We start from the raw sequence: 23,741 nt of genomic DNA on the forward strand, positions 1-23,741 counted from the left end.
ACAATAAAGCCAGCCGGAACGTCCTGTTCCGGCTGGTCTTTGCTACGATTGACGCCTATCCCGCAGCCCGTGCGATCTCGACGATCACCTCGAAAGCCGTGTCGACATCGGCTTCCGTCGCCTCGAACTGCCCGGCCTGGAAGCGGATTACGGCGCGCCCGTCGAGCCGCGTCTGCGTCAGATAAATGCGTCCGTCGCGATTGATCGCCTCGACCAGCACCAGATTGTGGTCGTCGAGATCGTCAACGCCCGGCGGCGTATGGCGGAACGAAAACAGCGACAGCATCGGCTCGCTGGTGATCTCGAAATCGGCTTCACGACCCAGTCGCCGCGCCAGCCCCTCGCTCCATCTGACATGATTGCGGATCATCCCCCGCAAGCCTTCCAGCCCATGCGCGCGCAGCAGAAACCACAATTTCAGCGCCCGGAAGCGTCGGCCGAGCGGCACCGACCATTCCGAATAATTGGTGATCCCGTCGCGGCCATGCGTCTTCAGGAACTCCGGCCGGATCGCCAGCGTGCGTACGAGGCTTTCGGGATCGCGGATGAACTGGATCGAACAGTCGAACTGCGCCCCCAGCCACTTATGCGGATTGAAGACAATGGAATCCACGCCCTCGACACCTGCCCAGAAATGGCGGAACTCCGGGCAGATCATCGCCGAGCCAGCCCAGGCGGCGTCGACATGAACGTAGAGGCCGTGGCGCCTGGCCACCTCCACGACCGCCGCCACGTCGTCAGTGCCGCCCACGCTGGTGCCGCCGACACAGGCAATGATGCCAGCCGGCAGCAGGCCATTGTTGCGGTCCTCGACGATTGCCGCATCCAGTCCCTCGGGCGACAAGGCACGAAAGCGCCCCTCGCTCGGAATGCGCACCAGATTGTCATCGCCAATGCCTGATATCCAGATGGCGCGATCGATCGACGTGTGCACGTGCTCCGAGCAGTAGACGCGGATCCGGGGCGCAGCCGACAGGCCCGACTTGTTGCCCTGCCAGTCGAGTGCGCGTTCGCGCATCGTCAGCACGGCGGCAAGCGTAGCCGACGAGGCCGAATCCTGGATCACACCGGCAAAGCTTTTAGGCAGACCGAGGGCCTGGCGCATCCAGTCGACGACGCGGGTCTCGAGTTCGGTCGCCGCGGGCGAGGTCTGCCACAGCATGCATTGCGCCGCCATTGCGCTCACCAGATACTCCGCCACCACAGACACCGGTGCCGCATTGGCCGGAAAATAGGCGAAAAAGCGCGGATGCTGCCAATGCGTCATGCCCGGCACGATCTTGGCCTCGAAGTCGGCGAAGATCTCGTCCATCGGCTCGGCGGCCTCAGGCGGGCTGGCGGCAATCGTGTTCAGCACCTGGCCCGGCTCGAGGCGCGGTCGCACCGGCAGGTCGCGCAGGCCGTCACGATAGTCGGCGCCCCATTCGGCGGCCTTCTGCGACCAATGGCGAAACGCCTCGCTATGCATGGCAATTCTCCCTCCCCATCAGCCTCAGGACTGGCCAGGCATTCGATTATTCGATGAAATCGGGCAAGCTCTGGAACGCGGCCTTCAAGGCATCCGACCAGCCTTCGGACACACTCCGGTAATAGGGATCGTCGGGGCCGATGCGCCTCTTCAGCCCGATCTTGAAACTGTCCTTCTCGTAGAACGCCAGATCGAGCGGCAGGCCGACCGACAGGTTCGATTTCAGCGTCGAATCGAACGACACCATCAAAAGCTTCACCGTTTCAGCAAAGCTCATTGCGCGGTCATAGGCGCGCACGATGATCGGCTTGCCATATTTGGTCTCGCCGATCTGGAAGAACGGCGTGTCGTCGCTGCATTCGACGAAATTGCCTTCGGGATAGATCATGAACAGTCGGGGTTCGCTGCCTTTGACCTGGCCGCCGAGAATGAAGGAGGCGTTGAAGGCAGCATCCGCTGTCTGGCCGGCCGGGGCCGATTGGGCGATCACTTCCTTGACCGTGTCGCCGACGATGCGTGCGATCTGGAACATCGAAGGCGCTTCGAGCAGCGTCGGGGCACGCTCGGCGGCAGCCTTGGTGCGCTCGTCAAGCAGGCTGACGACGGCCTGCGTGGTGGCCAGATTACCGGCCGACATTAAGACGACCGCGCGCTCGCCCGGTTGCTCCCAGATGCGCATCTTGCGAAAGGTAGAGATATTGTCGACCCCGGCATTGGTCCGCGTGTCCGACATGAACACCAGGCCACGGTCAATTTTCATGCCGACGCAATAGGTCATCGATTCCAGTTCCGGCGAATGTTCTTATGCCGGATTACTGCTCTACCGTGATGTGGACTGCAAGCCGTTCCTGCGCATGCCCGATCAGAATGCCGGCTATCGGCATCGCCTCGCGATAGTCGCGGCCGACAGCCACGCGCACATAGCGTTCGTCGGGCGACATGCCGTTGGCTGCATCGAAGCCGACCCAGCCGAGGTCGCTGACATAGGCCTCCGCCCAGGCGTGCGTGGCAACCTGGTCGACCCGGTCGTTCATCATCAGGTAGCCGCTGACATAGCGCGCGGGAAATCCAAGCAGCCGGGCCGAAGCGGCAAATACATGTGAGTGGTCCTGGCAGACGCCGGTCCCTTTCACCAGTGCTTCCTCGGCGGTCGTGCGCGAGTCCGTCGTGCCGGTAACATAAGCTATCCGCTGCTGGATGAGCGCCATCAACCCGTGCAGCCGCTGCAGATCGCCTCCATCGCCGACGCTTGCCGCCAGATCGCGGATCGCTGTGCCGGGCGCCGTCAGCGGCGTCTGGTGTTCGAACAGCCAGAGCGGCGCAAAACCGCGATGTGGTCCCGAAACACCAGCCGTATCGTTGGTCTCTATCTCGCCTTCAGCCACCACGCTGATCGTATGCGGATCTCCATCGATGGACAGAAGCCGCGTGTCGTTGCCGAACTGATCGAGGAAACGCACCTCCTCCCGCGCGCCTTCGATGTGCAGCGCCCAGGTCAGCATCGTCTGCGCCGGACCGCTCGCGGGCCACAGCCTGAGCCGCTGCAAGCCGTAGCGGATCGGCTCGTCATAGCTGTATTCCGTGCGGTGGCTGACCTTGAGCCGCATCATCCTATCCGATCAATAAAAGCCGAAATCCTGGGCGACCTGATCGCCCAGCCGGTTATTGTCCCTGATGAAGTCGGCCAGGAACTCGTGCAGACCGGTTTCGAAGATATCCTTGATTTCGGTGCCACGCAGACGGGCATAGATCCGCTCGGCGATCTCCTGCGCCGGATGCCGGGCGCCATAGTCCTCGCCGAGGAACTTCAGATGCTCGGCAAGGAAGCGATAGCTGAACGACAGCGAACGCGGCATGCGCGCATTGAGGATCAGATACTCGGCGATGTTGGTCGGCTTGTATTCGGCCTCGTAGACCCAGCGATAGGACCGGTGCGCCGCAACCGACCGCAAGATTGATTCCCACTGGTAGTTGTCGAGCGACGAGCCAACCCAGGAGACCGAGGGCAAAAGCACGTAATATTTGACGTCGAGGATACGCGCGGTGTTGTCGGCGCGTTCCATGTAGGTGCCGAGCTGAGCGAAATCGAAGATCTCGTTGCGTAGCATCGTTCCATAGAACGAACCGCGGATCAGCGCGGTTTCACGCTTGATGGCGTCGAGCACGCCGGGCAATTCGCGCTGATCGATCGGAGACGCCAGCATGCGCTTCAGCGCCATCCACGCTTCGTTGATGCTCTCCCAGGTCTCCCGCGTCAAAGCCGTGCGCACCATGCGCGCATTGTTGCGCGCGGTCTCCATCGCCGCCACGGCACTCGACGGGTTCGACATGTCGCGCAACAGGAAATCGGCAACGTTTTCCGCCGTGTAGTCTGAGTGTTTCCCGGCAAAAGAGCTGGCAGCACCGGCGGAGAGCAGCACCGATTTCCATTCCTCGGAGGCATCCTGGCTGCGGGTCAGCGCGATGCGCAGGCCGGCATCGATCAGCCTCGCCATGTTCTCGGTCCGCTCGATATAGCGGTTCATCCAGTAGAGGCCGTTGGCGGTGCGTCCCAGAAGCATGAAAAATCAACGTCCCCCTAGTCGTCCAGAACCCAGGTATCCTTGGTCCCGCCACCTTGCGATGAATTCACCACCAACGACCCCTCCTTGAGGGCCACACGCGTCAACCCGCCCGGCACAATGCGGATACGGTCGGAGACCAGCACGAACGGCCTGAGGTCGACATGCCTGGGGGCAAGCCCCTTCTCGGTCAGGATCGGGCAGGTCGATAGCGACAGCGTCGGTTGGGCGATGTAGTTCGACGGCCGGGCCGCGAGCTTCTTGGAAAACTCCTCGCGCTCCTTCCTGGTAGCCGCAGGGCCGACCAGCATGCCGTAGCCGCCCGAGCCGTGCACTTCCTTGACCACCAGCTCGGCCAGATGCTCCTGGACATATTTCAGGCTGTCTGCTTCCGAGCAGCGCCACGTCGGGATGTTGCCGAGGATCGGCTTGCGGCCGGTGTAGAACTCGATGATCTCGGGCATGTAGGAATAGATCGCCTTGTCGTCGGCGATACCGGTGCCTGGCGCATTGGCAATCGTGATGTTGCCGGCGCGGTAGACGTCCATGATGCCGGGCACGCCGAGTGCCGAATCCGGCTTGAAGGTCAGCGGGTCGAGATAGGCGTCGTCGACGCGGCGGTAGAGCACGTCGATCTGCTTGTAGCCTTCGGTCGTGCGCATCGCGACATGGCCGTCGACGACGCGCAGATCCTGTCCCTCGACAAGCTGCACGCCCATCTGGTCGGCCAAAAACGCATGCTCGAAATAGGCCGAGTTGAAGCTGCCCGGCGTCAGCACGGCAATAGTCGGCGCACCGTTCACACCGTTCGGCTTCACCGCCGCCAGCGACTGCCTGAGCAGTTGCGGATAGTTCTCGACCGGATGCACCTTGATGCGCTGGAACAGCTCGGGAAAGAGCTGCAGCATCGTCTCGCGGTTCTCCAGCATGTAGGATACGCCCGAGGGCGTGCGCGCATTGTCCTCGAGCACGTAGAACTCGTTTTCGGCGATGCGTACAATGTCGACGCCGATGATGTGGGTGTAGACGCCCGCCGGCGGCCGAACCCCGATCATCTCCGGCAGGAAGGCCTCATTGGTGGCGATCAGCTCGCGTGGCACGCGCCCTGCCCTGAGGATCTCCTGGCGATGATAGATGTCGTCGAGAAAAGCGTTGAGCGCCTGAACGCGCTGCTCGATGCCCTGCGTCAGCCGGCGCCATTCATTGCCTGAAATGATGCGGGGGACGATGTCGAACGGGATCAGCCGTTCCGATGCTTCCTGCTCGCCATAGACGGCAAAGGTGATGCCGGTCTTGCGAAAAACGCGCTCGGCATCGCGCATCTTTTCAGTAAGTCGGGCGGGGTCCTGGTTTTTCAGCCAGCCGTCATAGGCCTCATAGGGTCTTCTCAAACCGGCTTCTGCCGGCAGCATTTCGTCGAACGCAACCAATGGCAAACTCCCCTCTTGGCCAGTGAAATGACCTCGGGAGAGAAAATCAAGCGCAATCGCCGGTTTTGGCGACAGCCGGCTTATTTATCGGAAAATTGCCCGTATTTTCGGCAGTATGCAGGCGATATGAGCAGATCCCTGCCCTTGTCCCGCTCAGAACGCGCGGAACGTCACCGTGGTGAAGGTATCCTTGATGTTGCCGATGGCATGGACTCGTTCGTTGACGAAGTGGCCGATGTCCTCTTCGTCATCGACGTAGAATTTGACCAGCAGGTCGTAGTTGCCGGCAGTCGAATAGATCTCCGAGGCGATTTCGGCGTCCGCCAATGCGCTCGCCACCTCATAGGCCTTGCCGAGCTCACATTTGATCTGCACGAAAAAGGTCTTCATCGCTTCGTCCGTTCCATCGTTGCCCGTCTTGTCGCAGAACGGACCATGCCTTTCAAGCGACAGCTGCGTTGTGACCACGGCAAAGAGACTTGATTACGGATGCGACGACTTTCCCGAACCTGCGAACGGAGCTGCAGCCTGTCCTCCCAACAGCACGGGAATGCCTGATGCGCAACCGGCTGATCTGATAAACTCCTTGCCGATGCAACCATTTTGCGCGGTCGAGCGTGTCTCCTGGCATCGCCCATGGTTGGCGACCGGAGAACCTCATGCGCCGCGCCGCCCTTTTTGCCTGCCTGCTCATGTCCCTCCCGGCCTATGCCGGTGAGGCCGAAATCAAGGCAGCACAAGACAGCATTTCGGGCCAGCTCCATGCCTTCCGCTCGGGCAACGACGCCACTGCCTACAGCTACGCCGCCCCCAATGTGAAGCGCATTTTCCCGACCCTCGACACTTTCATGAACATGGTCACGGGCGCGTACAAGCCAGTGCACAAGCCGCAGAGCTTCTCCTTTGGAAAATTCCAGGAAACGAGCCCGACATCGATCGTCCAGCAGGTGATCATCGTCGGTGCCGACGGAAAGGACTACGAAGCCGTCTACACGCTCGAACTCCAGCCCGACGGCGTCTGGCGCATCACCGGCGTCAGCCTGCGTGCCTCAAACTCGCTCAGCACCTGATCAGAGCCGCGACCGACGATCGCCCGAACGCATCCGGCTCCTGTCAGCCAAGTCGACCCGCCTGGTGATCCCGATCGCCTCGAGGAATGCCTGGTCGTGGCTGACCACCAGCAGCGCCCCGTCATAGCCGCGCAATCCGGCTTCCACGGCCTCGATGGCGTCGATGTCGAGATGATTGGTCGGCTCGTCGAGGATCAGCAACGCTGGCGGCGCCTTGCCGCCGAGCACGCAGGCCAGTCCAGCCCGCAGCAACTGGCCGCCGCTCAGGCTGCTCGCGACCTGCAACGCCGCATCTGCACGGAACATGAAGCGCGCCAGCGCCGCACGGCAGGCATTTTCGTCCGCCTCGGGATTGATGCGGCGGAAGTTGTCGCGGATCGAAGCCTTGGCGTCGAGCAAGCCGACCTGCTGGTCGAGCATGGCATAGGCGGTCAGTATGGAGACACTGCCCGCCCATGGCTCGAGTTCGCCCGAGATCGCCTTGAGCAGCGTTGTCTTGCCGCTGCCGTTGCCGCCCACCAGCGCGACACGCTCCGGCCCGGTCACAGCGAGGGAAAAGTCCGAAATGACCGACCTTCCCGGCTCGTAGCCAGCCGTCAGCCGATCAACGCGCAGCACCGACTTCGTGGGCGGCAGGCCCGTCGACGGCAATTTCAGCAAGATGGGCTGCAGCACCTCGATCCGCTCGCGGGCGGCGGCGGCATCTGCTTCCGCCTGGGCGCGCCGGCGCTCGGCCAGGCGGATGTTTTCGCCTGATGTGTTCTCGGCGCGGTTTTTCAGCCCGTTCATCAGGATGCGTGGCATGTCACCCTTGGCCGCTTTGCGTTTGCCGGCACCGTCCTTGCGTGCCTTGCGCTCGGCCGTCGCCTGGCCTTTCACGGCAACCTCCGACACACGTCGTTCAGCGTCGAGCAGATCGTGCTCGGCCGCGGCCAGTTCGATCGCCTTGCGCTCGCGATAATGGCTCCAGTTGCCGCCATGACGCGTCGCGCCCAGCGACGTCAGCTCGACTATGGCGTCCATGGTGTCGAGCAGCTCGCGGTCGTGGCTGACGACGATAGCCCCGGTGCGCCAGCCGGCCAGCAGGTCGATCACCGCCTTCCGGCCGTCACGATCGAGATTGTTGGTCGGCTCGTCGAGCAGGATGAAGTCGGGCTCGCCAAAGACCAGCGCGGCGAGCCCCGCACGCGTACGCTGGCCGCCCGACAGGGCATCGAGCGCCGTGGCAGGCTCCGCGCTCAACCCGACGCGGGCGAGTGCAGCCTCGATGCGTGCCTCCAGCGTCCAGTCGGCATTGGTCAATTCCTCGACACTGGCAAGTCCGGCCCCAGCACGCCGCAGCAGGTCGAGCCCCTCAGATGCCCCGAACAGGTCGGCCACGGTTTCGCCTGGCGAGATCTGCGCCGCCTGGCGCAGCAGCCCTAGCGTGCCAGCGACGGATACATTGCCGGTCTCCGGTAGCAAGGAGCGCGATATCAGATGCAGAAGCGTCGACTTGCCAACGCCATTGCGTCCGACAAGCCCCGAACGGCCTGCTTCGAAGTTCAGCGATAGATTGGAAAAGAGCGTCCGGCCGTCAGGCGTGGACCAGGCAATATTCGACAGAGAGATTGATGCAGGCATGGAATTCCCCAATGGCAATGCGGTTCGGCGTTGCTGTCGGGCAAAAATCCATTGAGGCACACATCCTGTTGAAATTACTGATGGCTGCTAGATAGTCGAGCTGCCGCCTTGGTTCAAGCCATTGATTTCATTCCGGCCGGCGCGCCTCGACGCTGATCGTCTCGCAGCCAGTGGCCGGCGCCTGGCCGTAACGATAGTCACCAGAGGCGACGACGTCGACGAAACCCGTTTCACGCAGCGCCATGGCAAATTCCTCGACGCCCCACCAACGCAGGCTGAACAGCTCCAGTTCGGAATCGACGAGCTTGGTGTCCTTCCACAGTTCGTAGCGCAGATGCGTCACGGTGGTCTGCGCGACATAGTCGGTTGAAACGCGCGCATCGGTCAGCGTCATCAGATCGCCGTCCCAGGTGGTCCAACTCCGCACCCGGCCGCCCTCACCCAGGAAGCCGCCGATGGCGTCCAGGTCGATCATCAACCGCCCGCCCGGCGCCAGATGATCGAAGAACCGCCGCAAAACGGCCTTCGCCACAGCCATGTCGGTGATCAGCTGGAACGAGCCAAGCGGCACGACGATTGCCGCAAAGCGGCGATCGTAGGCAAAGGTCTCGAACGTCCCATGGCTGATCCGCCCCTCGTCGAGCGAGCGCTCCGCACAGGCCCTGCGACAATAGCCAAGCATCTCGTTCGAGGGGTCGAAGCCGCTGATGTCGAAACCGGCTTCCAGCATCGGCACGAAAAAGCGACCATTGCCGACAGCAGGCTCCAGGATGGAGCCGGCACAATCCGCAAGACGCCCACGATAATATTCGATGTCTCCGAAAGAGCGCCCAACCGGCTTGTCGAGATTGTAGACCCAGGAGGCGAGCGTTCCGTATCTGTTGTTCATGCGCGCCTGCCCCGTCTGATCTACAGCACTTTCCGCTGACCTTCGCACGGCCAAGCATGTCCGCGCCATACGACGGACTTGCTTGCCACGTCCAGCCACCAAATCTTCGGGAACGAGCGTTGCGTGGTCGCTGTGGCGCGGACACAACGCCTTCAGGCGGAGAGTTGCGCGCCACAGGTTCAGGTCAGACGTCAGGCGTCGGCGAAGAACCCACTCAATGCCTTCAGGTCGACATTGCCGCCGCTGAGCACGATACCGACGCGTTTGCCCGCACAGTCGACGACGCCGTTGAGCGCTGCCGCCGCCGCCAGACAGCCGGTCGGTTCGACAATCAGCTTCATGCGTTCGGCAAAGAAGCGCATCGTCGACACCAGTTGCGCATCGCTGACCGTGACGATGCCGTAGACCTTGGCCTGCAGGATCGGAAAATTGTGGTCGCCGACATAGGTGGTCAGCGCCCCATCGGCGATCGACTTCGGCGGCGCGATGCGAACCACCTCACCCTTCTGCAGCGACTGCTGCCCGTCATTGCCGGCCTCCGGCTCAACGCCGATGACGCGACAGCCAGGCGCCAGTGCCTTGGCGCTCAGCGCACAGCCGGCAAGCAGGCCGCCGCCTCCGAGCGGCGCGATGAGGATGTCGAGCTGTCCAACCTCGTCGATCAGTTCAAGTGCCGCCGTGCCCTGGCCGGCAATGATGTCGGGGTGATCAAAGGGCGGGATGACGGTCATGCCGCGTTCCTCGGAAATCCCGCGCGCCATCGCCTCGCGATCATCCTTGTAGCGGTCGAAGAACACCACCTCAGCGCCATAGCCCCGGGTCGCCGCAACTTTGATCTCGGGAGCGTCCTTGGGCATCACGATGACAGACGGCGCGTCGAGCAGCGTCGCCGCATAGGCGAGCGCCTGAGCGTGGTTGCCGGAGGAAAACGCGACGACGCCCTTCTGCCTGGCTTCCGGCGACAGCGCCGAAACGGCGTTGTAGGCACCGCGGAACTTGAAAGCACCGGCGCGCTGCAAATTCTCGGCCTTGAAGAACAGCTCGCCGCCAATCTTGGCATTGGCAGCGCGCGAGGTCAGCACCGGGGTCCGATGAGCCTCGCCAGCGATGCGCGAAGCCGCAACCCTGACGTCTTCAAATGTTGGAACGCGCAGCGAAACAGTCATGGGATTCTCCTTGGATTGCGGCACCATAGTCGACGCCAGCGATTTCCATAAGCCCGCACCGGACGCCACCGCTTGCGCCAGCGCGCTTGACTTTTCGCATGTATGTTCCCTTTATGTTCCGAACACTCTCGACAGATCGCCTCTATGGAAAGCGCAGCCACCATCCTGCATGCCGACCTCGACGCCTTCTATGCGTCGGTCGAACAGTTGCTCGACCCGAGCCTGCGTGGGCAGCCCATCGCCGTCGGCGGCGGGGTGGTGCTCGCCGCGTCCTACGAAGCCAAGGCGTTCGGCGTCCATGGCGGCATGCCGGGCCGGCGCGCTCGCGAACTGTGCCCCGGCCTCATCTTCGTCGGCGGCAATTTCAGGGAGTACCAGCGTTTGGGCGACGCAGCGATCGCGGTGCTCGGCGATTTCACGCCGCTGGTCGAGCGCATCTCCATCGATGAGGCCTTCGCCGACGTCGCCGGCTGCACCCACCTGTTCGGTTCGCCCGAGGAGATCGCGCGGAAGATCAGGAACAGGGTCCGGACCGAACTCGGCCTGCCGATATCAGTCGGCGTCGCCCGCACCAAGCACCTCGCCAAGATCGCCTCGCAGGTCGCCAAGCCCGACGGCATCGTCGTGGTCGATGGCAGTGCGGAAATCGCATTCCTGCACGGCTTGCCTGTCGGCCTGATGTGGGGTGTAGGCCCAGCGACCGAAACGCGCCTGGCGGGCGCCGGCATCACCACCATCGGCCAACTGGCCAACGCCAACCGGCATTTGCTCGAACGCCTGCTCGGTCACGCATCAGGCGAAAAGCTGGCGGCACTTGCCTGGAACCGCGATCCACGCCGCCTCCAGCCGCATCGCCGCGCCCATTCCGCCGGCGCGCAGTCGGCGCTCGGTATGAAACCGGCGCGGCCCGATATCTACGTGCCTGCCCTGCGCCACCTCGCCGACCGCGTCGCTTCGCGCCTCCGGGCCAAATCACGCCCCGGTCGCACCATCACCGCCCGCGTCCGCTTTGCCGACCTGCGTTCGGTGACGCGGTCAATCACGCTCGACGCGCCGATCTCGGCCACCGCAATGATCACGGAAGTCGCCGAAGAACTGGTGCGCGGCGTGCTCGCCCGGTACCCGAGCGAACGCGCCATATCGCTTCTGGCAATCTCTGTCTCGCATCTCGAGGAACATTCCGGCCTGCAGCTCGAACTGCCGCTTGGGCTCGCCGACGAAAAACACCGACCAGGCACGCGAAAAGGCCAGGCGCGCTGGGGCGCTGACCGTGCCATGGACGCGATCCGCGAACGTTTCGGCTGGGAAGCGGTCGGCTACGCCTCGGTCGCGCTCGGGCACGCGGGGTCCGTGCCCGATGCCTTCCGCGAACTGGCCGAGAAAGAGCTGTGAGCGGCTGACCTCAGCCCTTGTGCAGCGGGATGTCGCCGCGCGCCCATCCTTCGCTGATCTCCGTGGTACGGTCGGCAAAACGCCCGGCCTCGATCGAGGCACGGATCTCGCTCATCAGGTGCTGGTAATAGGACAGGTTGTTCCAGGTCAGCAGCATCGCGCCCAGTGCCTCGCCCGACCGCACCAGATGATGCAGGTAGGCGCGCGAATAGTCGCGCGCCGCCGGGCAATCGCTTTCCTCGTCCAGCGGCCGCGGATCGTCAGCGTGGCGCGCATTGCGCAGGTTCACCTTGCCGCGGCGTGTATAGGCAAGGCCGTGGCGGCCAGCCCGCGTCGGCATCACGCAATCGAACATGTCGATGCCACGCGCCACCGACTTGATGATGTCGTCGGGCGTACCGACGCCCATCAGATAGCGCGGCTTCTCCTGCGGCAGTTCCGGACAGGTGATATCGAGCATGTCGAGCATCACCTCCTGCGGCTCACCGACGGCGAGGCCGCCGACGGCATAACCCTTGAGCTCCAGCCCCGTCAGCGCCTGCGCCGAGCGCACGCGCATGTCAGGGATATCGCCGCCCTGCACGATGCCGAACATTGCCTTGCCCGGCTGGTCGCCGAAGGCGGTCTTGCAGCGCTCGGCCCAGCGCAGCGACATTTCCATGGCGCGCTGGATTTCCTTCGGCGTCGACGGCAGCGCCGTGCATTCGTCGAGCTGCATCTGTATGTCGGAATCGAGCAGCCCCTGGATCTCGATCGAACGCTCCGGCGACATCTCGTAGGGCGCGCCATCGATATGCGAGCGGAAGGTCACGCCCTTTTCGCTGATCTTGCGCAGCTTCGACAGCGACATCACCTGGAAGCCGCCGGAATCGGTCAGGATCGGATGCGGCCAACGAGCAAAGTCGTGCAGGCCGCCGAGCTTGGCCACCCGTTCCGCGCCGGGACGCAGCATCAGATGATAAGTGTTGCCGAGGATGATGTCGGCGCCGACGCCGCGCACCTGATCCATATACATCGCCTTGACAGTGCCGCCTGTGCCGACAGGCATGAAGGCCGGCGTACGGATGGTGCCGCGTGGCATGGTGATTTCACCGCGCCGCGCCTTGCCGTCGGTCGCGAGCAGCTTGAAGGTGAACTCAGAACTCATCGGTCGTCCCTGAACAGCAGGCTTGAATCGCCGTAGGAATAGAAGCGGTAGCCGCTCGAAATGGCATGCGCATAGACATCGCGCATGCGCTCCAGTCCGGCAAAGGCCGAAACCAGCATGAACAGCGTCGAGCGCGGCAAGTGGAAGTTGGTCATCAGCGCATCGACGAATTTGAATCGGTAGCCGGGTGTGATGAAGATGTCGGTCGGGCCTGACCAGGCGGCCAAGGTACCGTCTTCGCGCGCGGCACTCTCCATCAGGCGCAGCGACGTCGTGCCGACGGCAACCACCTTGTTGCCCCGCGCCCGCGCCGCATTCAGCACGGTTGCAGTCTCGGCCGAAACGTACCCGATCTCCGAATGCATCTTGTGGTCGGCGGTGTCATCGGCCTTTACGGGCAAAAAAGTGCCGGCGCCGACATGCAGCGTCACGAACTGCTTTTCGATGCCGCGCGCCTCGAGCGCCGCAAACAATTCCGGCGTGAAATGCAGGCCGGCGGTGGGCGCAGCAACAGCCCCCTCTTCGCGGGCATAAACGGTCTGGTAGTCCTTGCGGTCGCGCTCATCATCCGGGCGCTTCGAAGCGATATAGGGCGGCAGCGGAATGTGGCCGACGGCATGCAACGCCTCATCAAGCCCCGGTCCAGAGAGGTCGAAGGCCAGAAGCGCCTCACCACCCTCGCCTTTTTCCAACACCGTGGCGTCGAGCTGGCTGAGCATGCAGGCCTCGGCATCGTGGCCGAACCGGATGCGGTCGCCTATGGCAACCCGCTTGCCTGGCCGCATGAAGGCAAGCCAGCGGTCGGGTGCGGTGCGCATGTGCAGTGTCGCATCGACATGCGCCACGGCCTCGCCACGCACCCGAACACCCTTGAGCTGAGCCGGAATGACGCGCGTGTCGTTGAGCACCAGCACATCGCCAGGGTTCAGCAGCGACGGCAGGTCGCGCACCGACAGATCGGCCAGCGCTTCGTCCGGCCGCACGCACAAAAGCCGCGCCATGTCGCGCGGTTCGGCCGGGCGCAGCGCAATGTTCGCCTCCGGCAGCTCGAAATCGAAAAGATCAACGCGCATCAGTAGATACGGATCATCAGCGCGCCGGTGAGCAGAAGCACGGCACCGACGATGCGGCCCATGGAAATCTCACGCACGGCAACACCCAAAATGCCGGCCTTGTCGACCAGCATGCCGGCCAAGAGCTGCCCCGTCACCAGGAAAGCCATCAATGCCGCCGCACCGATGCGTGGGGTCAGCAGCACGGTCGAGGTGACGTAGGCCGCGCCGAGCACACCGCCAGTCACGAACAGCCAGGGTGCCGGCGCTCTCCAGTCGATAGCTGCGCCTGGCATGCGCGTGGTGAGCAAGGTGACCACGCCGAGCACGACAGCACCAGCGAGGAAAGAGATCGCAGCCGCCGCGACGGGCACGCCGAGGCCGCGCGCCAGCTGTGCATTAATCGGTGCCTGAATGGCAATGAAGGCGCCCGCCAGAACGCCGAGAAGCGACCAGAGAGCGCCAGCCATTGTCAGTTATTCCGCGACGTCGGCCGCAACCTTCAGCGACACGATCTTGTCGGGATCCTGCACCGGCTCGCCGCGCTTGATCTTGTCGACATTGTCCATGCCTTCGATGACCTGGCCCCAGACCGTGTACTGGCGGTTCAGGAAGCCGGCATCCTCGAAGCAGATGAAGAACTGCGAGTTGGCCGAATTCGGGTTCTGGGCACGCGCCATCGAGCAGGTGCCGCGGGCGTGGTTCATGTTGTTGAACTCGGCCTTCAGGTCCGGCTTGTCCGAACCGCCCATGCCGGCACGCGACGGGTTGAAGTCCTTGCCGCCCGACTTGCCGAACTTGACGTCGCCGGTCTGGGCCATGAAGCCGTCGATGACGCGGTGGAACACCACGCCGTCATAGGCGCCTTCGCGCGCCAGTTCCTTGATGCGGCCGACATGGCCGGGCGCGAGGTCCGGGAACAGCTCGATGACCACATTGCCCTTGGTCGTTTCCATGATCAGCGCGTTTTCGCGATCCTTGATCTCGGCCATGATGAAATTCCTTCTCTTCGTTTCGTTTACTTGGCGTCCGCGGCGATGCGGACCTTGATCATGCGGTCGGGGTCGCTGACCGACCCGTTATTGGCCGCGTCACCCTTCTTGATGGCGTCGACCAGATCCATGCCGCTCTCGACGTCGCCGACGATGGTGTACTGGCCGTCGAGTGAGGACGCGGTGTCGAACATGATGAAGAACTGCGAATTCGCCGAATTCGGGTCCTGCGAGCGTGCCATGCCGACGACGCCGCGCTTGAAGTTTTCCTGCGAGAACTCGGCCTGGATGTCGGGCAGCTTCGAGCCGCCCATGCCGGCGCGGTTGGGATCAAAGCCATCCTTCATGTCGCCGAACTCGACGTCGCCGGTCTGGGCCATGAAGCCGCCGATGACGCGATGGAACGCGACGTTGTCATAGGCGCCTTCGCGCACCAGCGTCTTGATCTGCGCGACATGCTTGGGCGCGAGGTCGGGACGCAGCGCGATGGTCACGTCGCCGCCCTTCAGCGTGATGACCATGGTGTTCTCGGGCTCGGCAGCAATGGCTGCAGCCGATCCGGCCAAAAGGCCGGCGAGGACGACGACGGACGAGGCAAGCTTCCTAAGCTGCATGTTTCGATACTCCGGAAAAATTATTTCGCGAATTTGGCGTTGAGCGCGCCGGCAACCGCCGCCGGCACGAACGGACGTATGTCGCCGCCCATCGAGGCTATCTGACGGACAAGTGTGGCGGTAATGGTGCGAACCGAAGGGCTCGCCGGCAGGAAAACGGTCTGCAATTCCGGTGCCATGGTCTCGTTCATGCCGGCCATCTGCATCTCATAGTCGAGGTCGGTGCCGTCGCGCAGGCCGCGGATCATGATCGAGGCGCCTTCCTTGCGCGCCGCGTCGATCACCAGCCCGTCAAAGGCCACCACCTTGATGCGTCCGCCATCGGCGCCGAATTCCGCCTTCGTCGCTTCCTCGATAAGCGTCACACGCTCTTCGAAGGAAAACAGAGGCTTCTTGCCGGGATGAATGCCGATAGCGGCATAGACGACGTCGGCAACGGCCAGCGACGCCTTGAGCACGTCGAGATGGCCGTTTGTGAGCGGGTCGAACGACCCGGCATAGATGGCGATGCGATCAGTCATGGGCTGCTTCTAGAACATCGGCGCCAAAGGTGGAAGCGCGCTTTGCCGCCAACCTGCTCCGTGTCAGACCGGAAAATTGGTTTACGAGATGAATGCGAGATGAACGGCAATCTCAGGATCAGTTCAAGCGGATGTGAATAGAACCTCATTATGGTGGGTGAAACCAAACAGCGTCTCGTCCGTTGTTTCCAGCAGGAGAACAGCGCCATGATGATCTACATGCTCGCGGCGGCCATGACTCTGGCCATGCTTGTCGCCACCGCCTTCAGCCTCCATCAGGAGGCTCACCGCGTCCGCACCAAGGTGCAGACCGCACGCGTGCAGCTTCCGGGCTGGCGTAATCCGCGCGCCCCGCGCTGAACAGTTTCTGCCCCTCCAGGCAAAAGCGGCGCCACGGCGCCGCTTCTTTCTCTTCCTGATTGTCTGATCTCAAGCTCTTGAACAGACGCCATTTTCAGGCGCCCGCAAAGATCAGCCCTGTTCCCCCTCGGGTGCAGGGTCTGCGCTCGGTGCTTCGCCGGCAACGCCGTCACCATTGACCGCCTCGTCGGCCTCATCCTCGCCCTGCGGCTCAGAAATCCGCTCGACCGACACCACCTTCTCGCCGTCGGCGGTGTTGAAGATCGTCACGCCCTTGGTGGCGCGGCTGGCCGTGCGGATGCCGTCGACAGGCACGCGGATGACCTGGCCGCCGTCGGAGACGAGCATGATCTGGTCGTCATTGCCGACCGGGAAGGTCGCCACCAGCTTGCCGATCTCCGCCACCTTCGACACGTCGGTGGCGCGGATACCCTTGCCGCCGCGGTTTGTCAGGCGGAAATCGTAGGACGACGAACGCTTGCCATAGCCATATTCGGTGACCGTCAACACGAACTGCTCATGCTCGCCAAGGAACTGGTAGCGCTCCTCGGTGATGTCGGCTTCCTCGCCGACATCCTCGTTGGTCAAGGCGATATCCTCGTCCTCGCCGGCGGCGACTCCGGCGGCCAGTCGCCGCTCGGCGACCGAGCGCTTGAGATAGGCGGCACGTTCGGCCGGGCTTGCCTCGACATGCTCGATGATCGCCATCGAGATGACGCGGTCGCCGTCGGCCATGCTGATGCCGCGCACGCCGACCGAGTTGCGGCTCTGGAACACGCGCACGTCGTCGACGCGGAAACGGATGCACTGGCCGGAATCGGCGGTCAGCAGCACGTCGTCGTTGTCGGTGCAGGTCTCGACGCCGAGGATCTCGTCGCCTTCCTCCTCCAGCTTCATGGCGATCTTGCCATTACGCTTGACGTCGACGAAGTCGCTCAGCTTGTTGCGGCGCACGGTGCCGCGCGTGGTGGCGAACATCACGTCGAGCTCGCTCCAGCTTGCCTCGTCCTCCGGCAACGGCATGATCGTGGTGATGCGCTCGCCCTGCTGCAGCGGCAACAGGTTGATCAGAGCCTTGCCACGCGACTGAGGATTGCCGATCGGCAGGCGCCAGACCTTTTCCTTGTAGACGATGCCGCGCGACGAGAAGAACAGCACCGGCGTGTGCGTGTTGACGACGAACAGGCGGGTGACGAAATCCTCGTCCTTCGTCGACATGCCGGAGCGGCCCTTGCCGCCGCGACGCTGTGCCCGGTAGAGCGACAGCGGCACGCGCTTGATGTAGCCGGAGTGGCTGACGGTGACGACCATGTCCTCGCGCGGGATAAGGTCCTCGTCTTCCATGTCGGAGCCGGCGTCGGTGATCTCGGTGCGGCGCGGCACGCCAAACTCGTCACGCACGGCAACCAGTTCGTCCTTGACGATCTGCTGAATGCGGGCCCGCGACGACAGGATGTCGAGATAGTCAGTGATCTCGGCGCCGATCTTGTTCAGTTCGTCGGCGATTTCGTCGCGGCCAAGTGCCGTCAGTCGCTGCAGGCGCAGTTCAAGGATGGCGCGGGCCTGCTCTTCCGACAGGTTGTAGGTGCCGTCATCGTTGATGCGGTGGCGCGGATCGTCGATCAGGCGGATCAAGGACTCAACGTCGGATGCAGGCCAGCGCCGCGTCATCAACTGGTCGCGCGCCGTCTGCGGATCGGGCGCGGTACGGATCAGCTTGATGACCTCGTCGATATTGGCAACCGCGATCGCCAGGCCGACCAAGATGTGGGCTCGGTCGCGCACCTTCTTGAGCAGGTACTTGGTGCGACGGCTGATCACCTCTTCACGGAAAGCGACAAACGCCTTCAGCATGTCGAGCAGCGTCAGCACCTCGGGCTTGCCGCCGTTGAGCGCCACCATGTTGGCGCCGAACGACGTCTGCAGCGGCGTGAAACGGTAGAGCTGGTTGAGGATGACCTCGGCATTGGCATCGCGCTTGAGCTCGATGACAACGCGGTAGCCTTGGCGGTCGGATTCGTCGCGGATGTCGGAGATGCCCTCGATGCGCTTGTCGCGCACCAGTTCGGCCATCTTCTCGATCATCGTCGCCTTGTTCACCTGGAAGGGAACTTCGGTGATGATGATCGCCTCGCGGTCGCCGCGGCTCTGCTCGATATTGACCCTGCCGCGCATCATGACCGAGCCACGGCCGGTCGAATAGGCGTTGTAGATGCCCGAACGCCCGAGGATCAGGCCGCCGGTCGGGAAATCCGGGCCGGGAATGATCTCCATCAGGTCAGGCAGGTCGATCGCAGGGTTTTCCATGACGGCGATGGCGCCGTTGCAGACTTCGACGAGATTGTGCGGCGGAATGTTGGTCGCCATGCCGACGGCGATGCCGCCGGCGCCATTGACCAGCAGCGCCGGGAAACGCGCCGGCAGAACACGCGGCTCCTGGCCCGACGCGTCGTAGGTATCCTGGAAGTCGACAGTGTCCTTGTCGATATCCTCGAGCAGCTCATGCGCGACCTTGGTCAGGCGCGCTTCGGTGTAGCGCATCGCCGCGGGCGGATCCCCGTCGATCGAACCGAAATTGCCTTGCCCATCGATCAGCGGCACGCTCATCGACCAGTCCTGCGCCATACGCACCAAGGCGTCATAGATCGAGGCGTCGCCGTGCGGGTGATATTTACCCATCACGTCGGCGACCGGACGCGCCGACTTCACATATTTGCGGTTCCAGTGGTAGCCGCTCTCATGCGAGGCGAAGAGAATGCGGCGATGCACCGGCTTCATGCCGTCGCGCACGTCTGGCAGGGCGCGACTCACGATCACGCTCATCGCGTAATCGAGGTAGGAGCGCTGCATCTCCTCGATGATGGAAATCGGCTCGATGCCGGAGGGACCGTCAGGTCCACGCGGTGATTTCTGGTCGGTCAACTCGGATCACGCATGTTGGGAATCATTTACCTTATATATAGGAACGGTCGTCGAATGACCAATTTCGGCCTCGCTTTTCCAATGCTGATTTGGGACGCGATTTCAAAAGGATAGCTTATCCTTCCAACATTGCGGCGAGATGTCCTGCCTGTTCTTGCCGCCCTTGCACCCGACGACCCCACGATCCGGCAGCGGCAACTGCCGGCCATGGCCAAATGACGGCCGCTCGATCTGATTTTGCCACTGGCGCGGCAACTGTCGTCAGGTTAGCCTGCATTCGCCGGGGAGATGCCTGATGCCGCTTTTCGACACTGTTTTCAATGCCTTCGTCACCATCCTCGTAACCATCGACCCGCCGGGCCTGGCGCCGCTGTTCCTTGCGGTGACACGCGGCATGAACCGCGAACAGCGCCTGCAAGTGTCGGTGCGCGCCAGCGTCATAGCCTTTGTCGTGCTGGCGGTCTTCGCCGTTGCCGGTGCGGCCATCCTCACAGTCTTCGGCATCACGCTGCCCGCCTTCCGCGTCGCCGGCGGCTTCCTGCTGTTCTTCATCGCCTTCGAGATGGTTTTCGAGAAGCGCCAGGACCGCAAGGAGAAGATTTCGGATGTCGCGATCACCCGCGACCACATCCACAACATCGCCGCCTTCCCGCTCGCCATTCCACTGATCGCCGGTCCCGGCGCGATCTCGGCGACGGTACTGCTCTCCGGCTCATTTCAGGGCTGGACCGGCCAGCTGGCGCTGGTCCTGATCATCCTCGCCTGCCTCGCCGCCACCTATCTGGTCTTCGTGCTCGCCGAACGCATCGACCAGTTCCTAGGCCAAACCGGCCGCTCGATCCTGACGCGCCTCCTCGGTGTGATCCTGGCAGCCCTCGCCGTGCAATTCGTCGCCGACGGTATCAAGGCACTGATGGCGGCTTAAGGCGCGACAGCCCACCAGGCCGCTCTGACCCCGTCGATCCAGACCACCGGCCTTCGTCACCTGCGCAACCGGCTGCAGCGGCCTGAAGTCAGCCGTTCGTCGCACGAAGCAGCCTTGCCCCGGGCCTCGATATGGCTAAGGCAGCGCAAAAGGACAGCCCCGCATGAAACAGCCCGATGCGCCGGACCATGACGGGTGGTGCGCCTGGCATCCAACCGAGTTGGCACGTCGCCTGACCGGCGTCTCCGTGCCATGGTGCGTCGCCGGCGGATGGGCGCTCGACCTCTGGCATGGCCATCAGACACGCGAGCATGAAGACCTCGAATTCACGGTCCTGCGCAGCGACGTACCCGTCTTCCGCCGCGCACTGGCCGACATGGAATTCCACACTGCCGGAGACGGCATCGTTAAACACCTGCCCGCGCAAAGTGCTCCGTCTGCTGAAATCTTCCAGGTCTGGTGCCTGGACGTTGTGCAACATTGCTGGCGGGTCGACATGATGATCGAGCAGGGTTCGCCGGATCTGTGGGTTTACAAGCGAAACCCCGCCATATCAGTGCCGCGCGCCGACATTGTCGCCACGACACCGGCGGCATCTCCTACCTCAAGCCGGCAGCCACCCTGCTGTTCAAGGCGAAACACGGGCGCCCCAAGGACGAAGTAGATTTCGCCAACGCCCTGCCGAAGCTGCGGCCGTCGGAACGCAGCTGGCTGAAGGACTGCCTCGACCTATGCCACCAGGGACATCGATGGGCGGAAAGGCTGTAACCTCGTCCATCTCGAATTTTCGTGACAGCACGCCCGACCTATTGCTTGAAGCAATGCTCGCGATGCCAGCGCAGGAAGTGTGGATGAGGACGATCGGATAGACGCTGGGGGCCGATTGCTCGGCCGCTGCGATTGACGATGCCCTTAATGCCATCGGGATCGTTTGCCTGGCGGGAAATCAGGATCTCAAGATCATCCGATAGGCTGATAAGGCCGCGATCAAACATCCAGTGGGCTGTTCCGGATAACGCGATGCCGTTGCTGACGACGTCCGGTCCGTCGGCCTCGACAGGGCGAATATGTGCCGCCGCAACTTCCGCCCTTCCGCCACCATTGATGAGCTTCAATCCCGTGATCGCACAGCGCTCGTCATAGGCACGCAGGACGATCTTTCGGAAGACGCGGTCACGCACGATGCGGGATGTCAGGAACTGCGCACGCTCTCGGCTCTCCTCAAACACAAAAGGCGCCTGGTCTTCGAAGAAGCCGCCGGCTGGCGTCACCGGATCGACCCTCGGAAGCGTAGATTCTGCCTGATCCAGCCCCAACGTTACGATGCGACTGAAATCGATTGGAGAAAGCGGCCTTACCGCCGCCTGGGCGCGCCCGGAAATTCGCCCGTCGTCGTTGAGAAGCCCGCGCTCGATCACACCGTCAGCATCACTGAAGGGAACTGGATTGGCAAAATCGAGATAGCTGCCTGGTTCGATAAGCGCGAGAAACATGCCCTTCGCGCTGGGATCCGGGATGACCTGCTGCACCTTGGCAACTGCGAAGTATCCCTTGGTGTCGGCTACCTTACGTGGCTCGTAGTAGACGATCCAATCGCCGACACAGGCCTGCACCCGGCCGAAATATTGCGGCGGGAACTGATACCGTTCGGCAGGACTGTCGTCGTAGATCGAATCCGATCGGTGAATGAAGACCCCGTGCCCCATTCACCTTAGTAACGCGAAGCAGAAAGATTCGCGAGAACAGTCATTCACGAAATCCAGCAACCAACTCTTGCCTTGTCGCAGGCCGTCAGCGTGCAACTGCAAAGCCAGCCTGCCCATGTAGTCCTGCCGACGCCGCGCATCGCTTTCGCAACGGCGTTGGCACAGCTGTTTTGTAATGGCCTTGACGCAGAAAGGCTTTCACCTCACGGCCCGCGTCGCCCAGGCAGACGATCAACGACCTCGATCGCTCGCCTCCTTGGCTACACTCAGAACGGGATTTCGTCGTCGAGGTCGCGCGAACCGCCGCCGCCCATGCCGCCACCGCCGCCCTGGCCGCCGCGATTGCCACCGCCGCCGCCGCCACCAAAGCCGCCGCGGTTGCCGCCGCCATAGCTGTCGGTCGGGCTCGACTGACCGAAGTCAGAACGGCCGCCGCCGCCATAGCCGCCACCCTGACCGCCGCCGTAACCGACCTGGCCGCCACCGCCGCTATAGCCTGCGTCACCGCCCTGGCCGCGCGCGTCGAGCATCTGCAGTTCGCCGCGGAATTTCTGCAGCACGATTTCGGTGGTGTAACGCTCGATCCCGTCCTTCTCCCATTTGCGGGTCTGGAGCTGGCCCTCGATGTAAACCTTCATACCCTTCTTCAGGTACTGCTCGGCAACCTTGGCGAGGTTGTCATTGAAGATGACGACCTGATGCCACTCGGTCTTTTCCTTGCGTTCGCCCGAATTCTTGTCGCGCCAGCTTTCCGAAGTCGCGATCCTCAGGTTGACGACTGGCTCGCCCGAATTGAGCCGGCGGATCTCAGGGTCAGCGCCCAGATTGCCGACCAGAATGACCTTGTTGACGCTACCTGCCATGACACTGCTCCGCGCTCGTCCGAAACCAAATTCCAAGAAAATGTGAGGGCGCACACTAGCCCATTGCACCCTCCGCCCGCGCCCCCTGGCAGCGGAGAAACTCGTGCCGTCCACAAGTCATTTTTGTTCTTATTTTGTTCTATCGCCAACAATTGAAAATGGCAAGAGGCATCGTGCCGAATGCGAGCGGGCCGCCCTTCCGGACGGCTCGCCAGCTTATCGGTGTCAGGAACAGGATTACGCTTCGCCCTGCATCCGTTCCTTGAAGAAGTCGAGATGCTTGTGCTGCGCCTCGATCATCTTCTCGCGGTAGAGGCCGTAGATCACGTCGGTATCGTGCAACGTCACGCCTTCGATTGTCGGCGAGGCAAAGGTCGGCAGCTCGATGCCGCGGTCGGCAAGCTTTTGCGCCGTGCGCGCGATCAGCTCATGCGTCATGATCATTGCGAGCACCGTCGACGAGCCGGCCACAGGGCGGCTCCAGCCCTTCACCGGCACGATGGCGTCCTCGATCGGTGAAGTCGTGTCGATGACGACGTCGGCGGCATCGGCCAGGCGCTTGCCGGAGGAATGGCTCGCCGGCTTGTCCAAATTGTTCTTACTGGTGATGGCGACGATGAACAGCCCGCGCTTCTTGGCGTAGAGCGCGGTGTCGATGCCCGACGCGTTGCGGCCGCTATGGCCATAGATGATGATGGCATCTCCAGGGTTGAGCGGCTGGTGGTCGAGGAATTTTTCCGCGTAGTTCTCGGTGCGTTCGAGCCATAGAAGTTCGCGCACGCCGCCCGAACCCAGCACATTGTGCCACATCACACGCGGGTCGGTCAGCGGATTGAAGCCGACATAGGAGCCGTAGCGCGGAAACGCCTCCTGGCACGGCAGCACCGAATGGCCCGAGCCGTAGAGATGCACCAGCCCCTTGTTGGCAAGCGTCTCGGCCAGCCGTGCCGAAACGGTCTCGAACGCGGCCTCGTTGGCGCTTGCGGCCCCGTCGATGAGCTTGGCCAGCCGGCTGATGTAGGAAGTCGTCATGGGAAAGA

Annotated in this window: 23 protein-coding genes and 1 pseudogene; 5 read left to right on the forward strand and 19 right to left on the reverse strand. The window is 62.9% G+C overall.

All coding sequences use genetic code 11. The features are described 5' to 3' along the window. Window positions 1-55: 55 nt before the first annotated feature. The 6 genes from N7E70_RS18345 to N7E70_RS18370 form a co-directional block, all read right to left on the reverse strand. Window positions 56-1,468: a pyridoxal phosphate-dependent decarboxylase family protein gene (locus N7E70_RS18345; RefSeq protein ID WP_263007240.1), complete on the reverse strand. Its 1,413-nt coding sequence runs from the start codon at window positions 1,466-1,468 to the stop codon at window positions 56-58. Window positions 1,469-1,514: 46 nt separating this feature from the next. After that, a complete protein-coding gene (locus N7E70_RS18350; RefSeq protein ID WP_067962223.1) occupies window positions 1,515-2,246 on the reverse strand; it encodes a proteasome-type protease in 732 nt (243 codons plus the stop codon). 34 nt (window positions 2,247-2,280) lie between these two features. Beyond that, window positions 2,281-3,075, reverse strand: coding sequence for a transglutaminase family protein (locus tag N7E70_RS18355; protein ID WP_067966579.1), 795 nt, complete (start codon window positions 3,073-3,075; stop codon window positions 2,281-2,283). Between the two features lie 12 nt (window positions 3,076-3,087). Continuing rightward, on the reverse strand, window positions 3,088-4,029 hold the full coding sequence (locus N7E70_RS18360; RefSeq protein ID WP_067962227.1) for an alpha-E domain-containing protein: 942 nt from the start codon (window positions 4,027-4,029) through the stop codon (window positions 3,088-3,090). Window positions 4,030-4,046: 17 nt separating this feature from the next. Beyond that, the gene (locus N7E70_RS18365) at window positions 4,047-5,459 is read right to left on the reverse strand and encodes a circularly permuted type 2 ATP-grasp protein (RefSeq protein ID WP_192316656.1); all 1,413 of its coding nucleotides are present in this window, start codon (window positions 5,457-5,459) and stop codon (window positions 4,047-4,049) included. A 153-nt stretch (window positions 5,460-5,612) separates the two neighbouring features. Next, window positions 5,613-5,849, reverse strand: coding sequence for an Lrp/AsnC ligand binding domain-containing protein (locus N7E70_RS18370; protein ID WP_067966581.1), 237 nt, complete (start codon window positions 5,847-5,849; stop codon window positions 5,613-5,615). 269 nt (window positions 5,850-6,118) lie between these two features. On the opposite strand from N7E70_RS18370, the gene N7E70_RS18375 reads away from it, so the two are divergent. Then, the gene (locus N7E70_RS18375) at window positions 6,119-6,529 is read left to right on the forward strand and encodes a DUF4864 domain-containing protein (protein WP_067962229.1); all 411 of its coding nucleotides are present in this window, start codon (window positions 6,119-6,121) and stop codon (window positions 6,527-6,529) included. On the opposite strand, the gene N7E70_RS18380 is transcribed toward N7E70_RS18375, so the two are convergent. The 3 genes from N7E70_RS18380 to N7E70_RS18390 all read right to left on the reverse strand — a co-directional run bounded on the left by N7E70_RS18380 (window position 6,530) and on the right by N7E70_RS18390 (window position 10,207). Further along, window positions 6,530-8,152, reverse strand: coding sequence for an ABC-F family ATP-binding cassette domain-containing protein (locus N7E70_RS18380; protein WP_154387044.1), 1,623 nt, complete (start codon window positions 8,150-8,152; stop codon window positions 6,530-6,532). 127 nt (window positions 8,153-8,279) lie between these two features. Continuing rightward, the gene (locus tag N7E70_RS18385) at window positions 8,280-9,041 is read right to left on the reverse strand and encodes a class I SAM-dependent methyltransferase (protein ID WP_067962232.1); all 762 of its coding nucleotides are present in this window, start codon (window positions 9,039-9,041) and stop codon (window positions 8,280-8,282) included. Between the two features lie 191 nt (window positions 9,042-9,232). Continuing rightward, window positions 9,233-10,207 (reverse strand): threo-3-hydroxy-L-aspartate ammonia-lyase, encoded by a 975-nt coding sequence (locus tag N7E70_RS18390; RefSeq protein ID WP_263007241.1) that lies wholly within the window; start codon window positions 10,205-10,207, stop codon window positions 9,233-9,235. A 144-nt stretch (window positions 10,208-10,351) separates the two neighbouring features. On the opposite strand from N7E70_RS18390, the gene dinB reads away from it, so the two are divergent. Then, window positions 10,352-11,599, forward strand: a complete 1,248-nt coding sequence (gene dinB / locus N7E70_RS18395; protein WP_263007242.1) for a DNA polymerase IV — start codon at window positions 10,352-10,354, stop codon at window positions 11,597-11,599. 10 nt (window positions 11,600-11,609) lie between these two features. Here the strand turns inward: dinB and tgt are convergent, their stop codons facing one another. From tgt to coaD, 6 genes are all read right to left on the reverse strand, one after another. Then, complete coding sequence (gene tgt / locus N7E70_RS18400) at window positions 11,610-12,746, reverse strand: tRNA guanosine(34) transglycosylase Tgt (protein WP_192316667.1); 1,137 nt, start codon at window positions 12,744-12,746, stop codon at window positions 11,610-11,612. After that, the gene (gene queA, locus N7E70_RS18405) at window positions 12,743-13,819 is read right to left on the reverse strand and encodes a tRNA preQ1(34) S-adenosylmethionine ribosyltransferase-isomerase QueA (protein WP_263007243.1); all 1,077 of its coding nucleotides are present in this window, start codon (window positions 13,817-13,819) and stop codon (window positions 12,743-12,745) included. The genes tgt and queA overlap by 4 nt, the downstream gene beginning before the upstream one ends. After that, window positions 13,819-14,268 (reverse strand): DMT family transporter, encoded by a 450-nt coding sequence (locus tag N7E70_RS18410; RefSeq protein WP_067962240.1) that lies wholly within the window; start codon window positions 14,266-14,268, stop codon window positions 13,819-13,821. Before N7E70_RS18410 ends, queA begins: the two co-directional genes overlap by 1 nt. A gap of 6 nt (window positions 14,269-14,274) precedes the next feature. Beyond that, on the reverse strand, window positions 14,275-14,790 hold the full coding sequence (locus tag N7E70_RS18415; protein WP_067962242.1) for a peptidylprolyl isomerase: 516 nt from the start codon (window positions 14,788-14,790) through the stop codon (window positions 14,275-14,277). Between the two features lie 26 nt (window positions 14,791-14,816). Continuing rightward, window positions 14,817-15,311, reverse strand: coding sequence for a peptidylprolyl isomerase (locus N7E70_RS18420; RefSeq protein ID WP_246341036.1), 495 nt, complete (start codon window positions 15,309-15,311; stop codon window positions 14,817-14,819). A gap of 113 nt (window positions 15,312-15,424) precedes the next feature. Continuing rightward, window positions 15,425-15,925 carry a pantetheine-phosphate adenylyltransferase gene (coaD, locus tag N7E70_RS18425; RefSeq protein ID WP_263007244.1) on the reverse strand — a complete coding sequence of 167 codons (501 nt, stop codon included), beginning with the start codon at window positions 15,923-15,925 and terminating at the stop codon, window positions 15,425-15,427. Between the two features lie 207 nt (window positions 15,926-16,132). Here coaD and N7E70_RS18430 point away from each other — a divergent pair, with 207 nt between their 5' ends. Next, window positions 16,133-16,285 (forward strand): hypothetical protein, encoded by a 153-nt coding sequence (locus N7E70_RS18430; RefSeq protein WP_165915867.1) that lies wholly within the window; start codon window positions 16,133-16,135, stop codon window positions 16,283-16,285. A gap of 111 nt (window positions 16,286-16,396) precedes the next feature. Here N7E70_RS18430 and gyrA read toward each other — a convergent pair whose 3' ends face one another. Next, window positions 16,397-19,207 (reverse strand): DNA gyrase subunit A, encoded by a 2,811-nt coding sequence (gene gyrA / locus N7E70_RS18435; protein ID WP_192316671.1) that lies wholly within the window; start codon window positions 19,205-19,207, stop codon window positions 16,397-16,399. Between the two features lie 295 nt (window positions 19,208-19,502). Here gyrA and N7E70_RS18440 point away from each other — a divergent pair, with 295 nt between their 5' ends. Beyond that, on the forward strand, window positions 19,503-20,132 hold the full coding sequence (locus N7E70_RS18440; RefSeq protein ID WP_263007245.1) for a MarC family protein: 630 nt from the start codon (window positions 19,503-19,505) through the stop codon (window positions 20,130-20,132). Window positions 20,133-20,295: 163 nt separating this feature from the next. Next, window positions 20,296-20,900, forward strand: a pseudogene (locus N7E70_RS18445) (nucleotidyltransferase domain-containing protein). Window positions 20,901-20,938: 38 nt separating this feature from the next. On the opposite strand, the gene N7E70_RS18450 reads toward N7E70_RS18445, so the two are convergent. From N7E70_RS18450 to N7E70_RS18460, 3 genes are all read right to left on the reverse strand, one after another. Continuing rightward, window positions 20,939-21,838 carry an HNH endonuclease gene (locus N7E70_RS18450; protein ID WP_263007246.1) on the reverse strand — a complete coding sequence of 300 codons (900 nt, stop codon included), beginning with the start codon at window positions 21,836-21,838 and terminating at the stop codon, window positions 20,939-20,941. Window positions 21,839-22,104: 266 nt separating this feature from the next. Further along, a complete protein-coding gene (gene ssb / locus N7E70_RS18455) occupies window positions 22,105-22,701 on the reverse strand; it encodes a single-stranded DNA-binding protein (protein ID WP_263007247.1) in 597 nt (198 codons plus the stop codon). Window positions 22,702-22,938: 237 nt separating this feature from the next. Next, window positions 22,939-23,733, reverse strand: a complete 795-nt coding sequence (locus N7E70_RS18460) for a sugar isomerase domain-containing protein (protein ID WP_263007248.1) — start codon at window positions 23,731-23,733, stop codon at window positions 22,939-22,941. Between the last annotated feature and the right edge of the window lie 8 nt (window positions 23,734-23,741).

Origin of the sequence: Aminobacter sp. NyZ550 (genome assembly GCF_025628925.2) — a bacterium.
GTDB classification, from domain to species: Bacteria; Pseudomonadota; Alphaproteobacteria; order Rhizobiales; family Rhizobiaceae; genus Aminobacter; species Aminobacter ciceronei.

Coding starts and splice junctions, on each gene's coding strand:
- N7E70_RS18345 (WP_263007240.1), bottom strand. CDS start 1,468: ATGCATAGCGAGGCGTTTCGCCATTGGTCGCAGAAGGCCGCCGAATGG.
- N7E70_RS18350 (WP_067962223.1), bottom strand. CDS start 2,246: ATGACCTATTGCGTCGGCATGAAAATTGACCGTGGCCTGGTGTTCATG.
- N7E70_RS18355 (WP_067966579.1), bottom strand. CDS start 3,075: ATGCGGCTCAAGGTCAGCCACCGCACGGAATACAGCTATGACGAGCCG.
- N7E70_RS18360 (WP_067962227.1), bottom strand. CDS start 4,029: ATGCTTCTGGGACGCACCGCCAACGGCCTCTACTGGATGAACCGCTAT.
- N7E70_RS18370 (WP_067966581.1), bottom strand. CDS start 5,849: ATGAAGACCTTTTTCGTGCAGATCAAATGTGAGCTCGGCAAGGCCTAT.
- N7E70_RS18375 (WP_067962229.1), top strand. CDS start 6,119: ATGCGCCGCGCCGCCCTTTTTGCCTGCCTGCTCATGTCCCTCCCGGCC.
- N7E70_RS18380 (WP_154387044.1), bottom strand. CDS start 8,152: ATGCCTGCATCAATCTCTCTGTCGAATATTGCCTGGTCCACGCCTGAC.
- N7E70_RS18385 (WP_067962232.1), bottom strand. CDS start 9,041: ATGAACAACAGATACGGAACGCTCGCCTCCTGGGTCTACAATCTCGAC.
- N7E70_RS18390 (WP_263007241.1), bottom strand. CDS start 10,207: ATGACTGTTTCGCTGCGCGTTCCAACATTTGAAGACGTCAGGGTTGCG.
- dinB (WP_263007242.1), top strand. CDS start 10,352: ATGGAAAGCGCAGCCACCATCCTGCATGCCGACCTCGACGCCTTCTAT.
- tgt (WP_192316667.1), bottom strand. CDS start 12,746: ATGAGTTCTGAGTTCACCTTCAAGCTGCTCGCGACCGACGGCAAGGCG.
- queA (WP_263007243.1), bottom strand. CDS start 13,819: ATGCGCGTTGATCTTTTCGATTTCGAGCTGCCGGAGGCGAACATTGCG.
- N7E70_RS18410 (WP_067962240.1), bottom strand. CDS start 14,268: ATGGCTGGCGCTCTCTGGTCGCTTCTCGGCGTTCTGGCGGGCGCCTTC.
- N7E70_RS18415 (WP_067962242.1), bottom strand. CDS start 14,790: ATGGCCGAGATCAAGGATCGCGAAAACGCGCTGATCATGGAAACGACC.
- N7E70_RS18420 (WP_246341036.1), bottom strand. CDS start 15,311: ATGGTCATCACGCTGAAGGGCGGCGACGTGACCATCGCGCTGCGTCCC.
- coaD (WP_263007244.1), bottom strand. CDS start 15,925: ATGACTGATCGCATCGCCATCTATGCCGGGTCGTTCGACCCGCTCACA.
- N7E70_RS18430 (WP_165915867.1), top strand. CDS start 16,133: ATGATGATCTACATGCTCGCGGCGGCCATGACTCTGGCCATGCTTGTC.
- N7E70_RS18440 (WP_263007245.1), top strand. CDS start 19,503: ATGCCGCTTTTCGACACTGTTTTCAATGCCTTCGTCACCATCCTCGTA.
- N7E70_RS18450 (WP_263007246.1), bottom strand. CDS start 21,838: ATGGGGCACGGGGTCTTCATTCACCGATCGGATTCGATCTACGACGAC.
- ssb (WP_263007247.1), bottom strand. CDS start 22,701: ATGGCAGGTAGCGTCAACAAGGTCATTCTGGTCGGCAATCTGGGCGCT.
- N7E70_RS18460 (WP_263007248.1), bottom strand. CDS start 23,733: ATGACGACTTCCTACATCAGCCGGCTGGCCAAGCTCATCGACGGGGCC.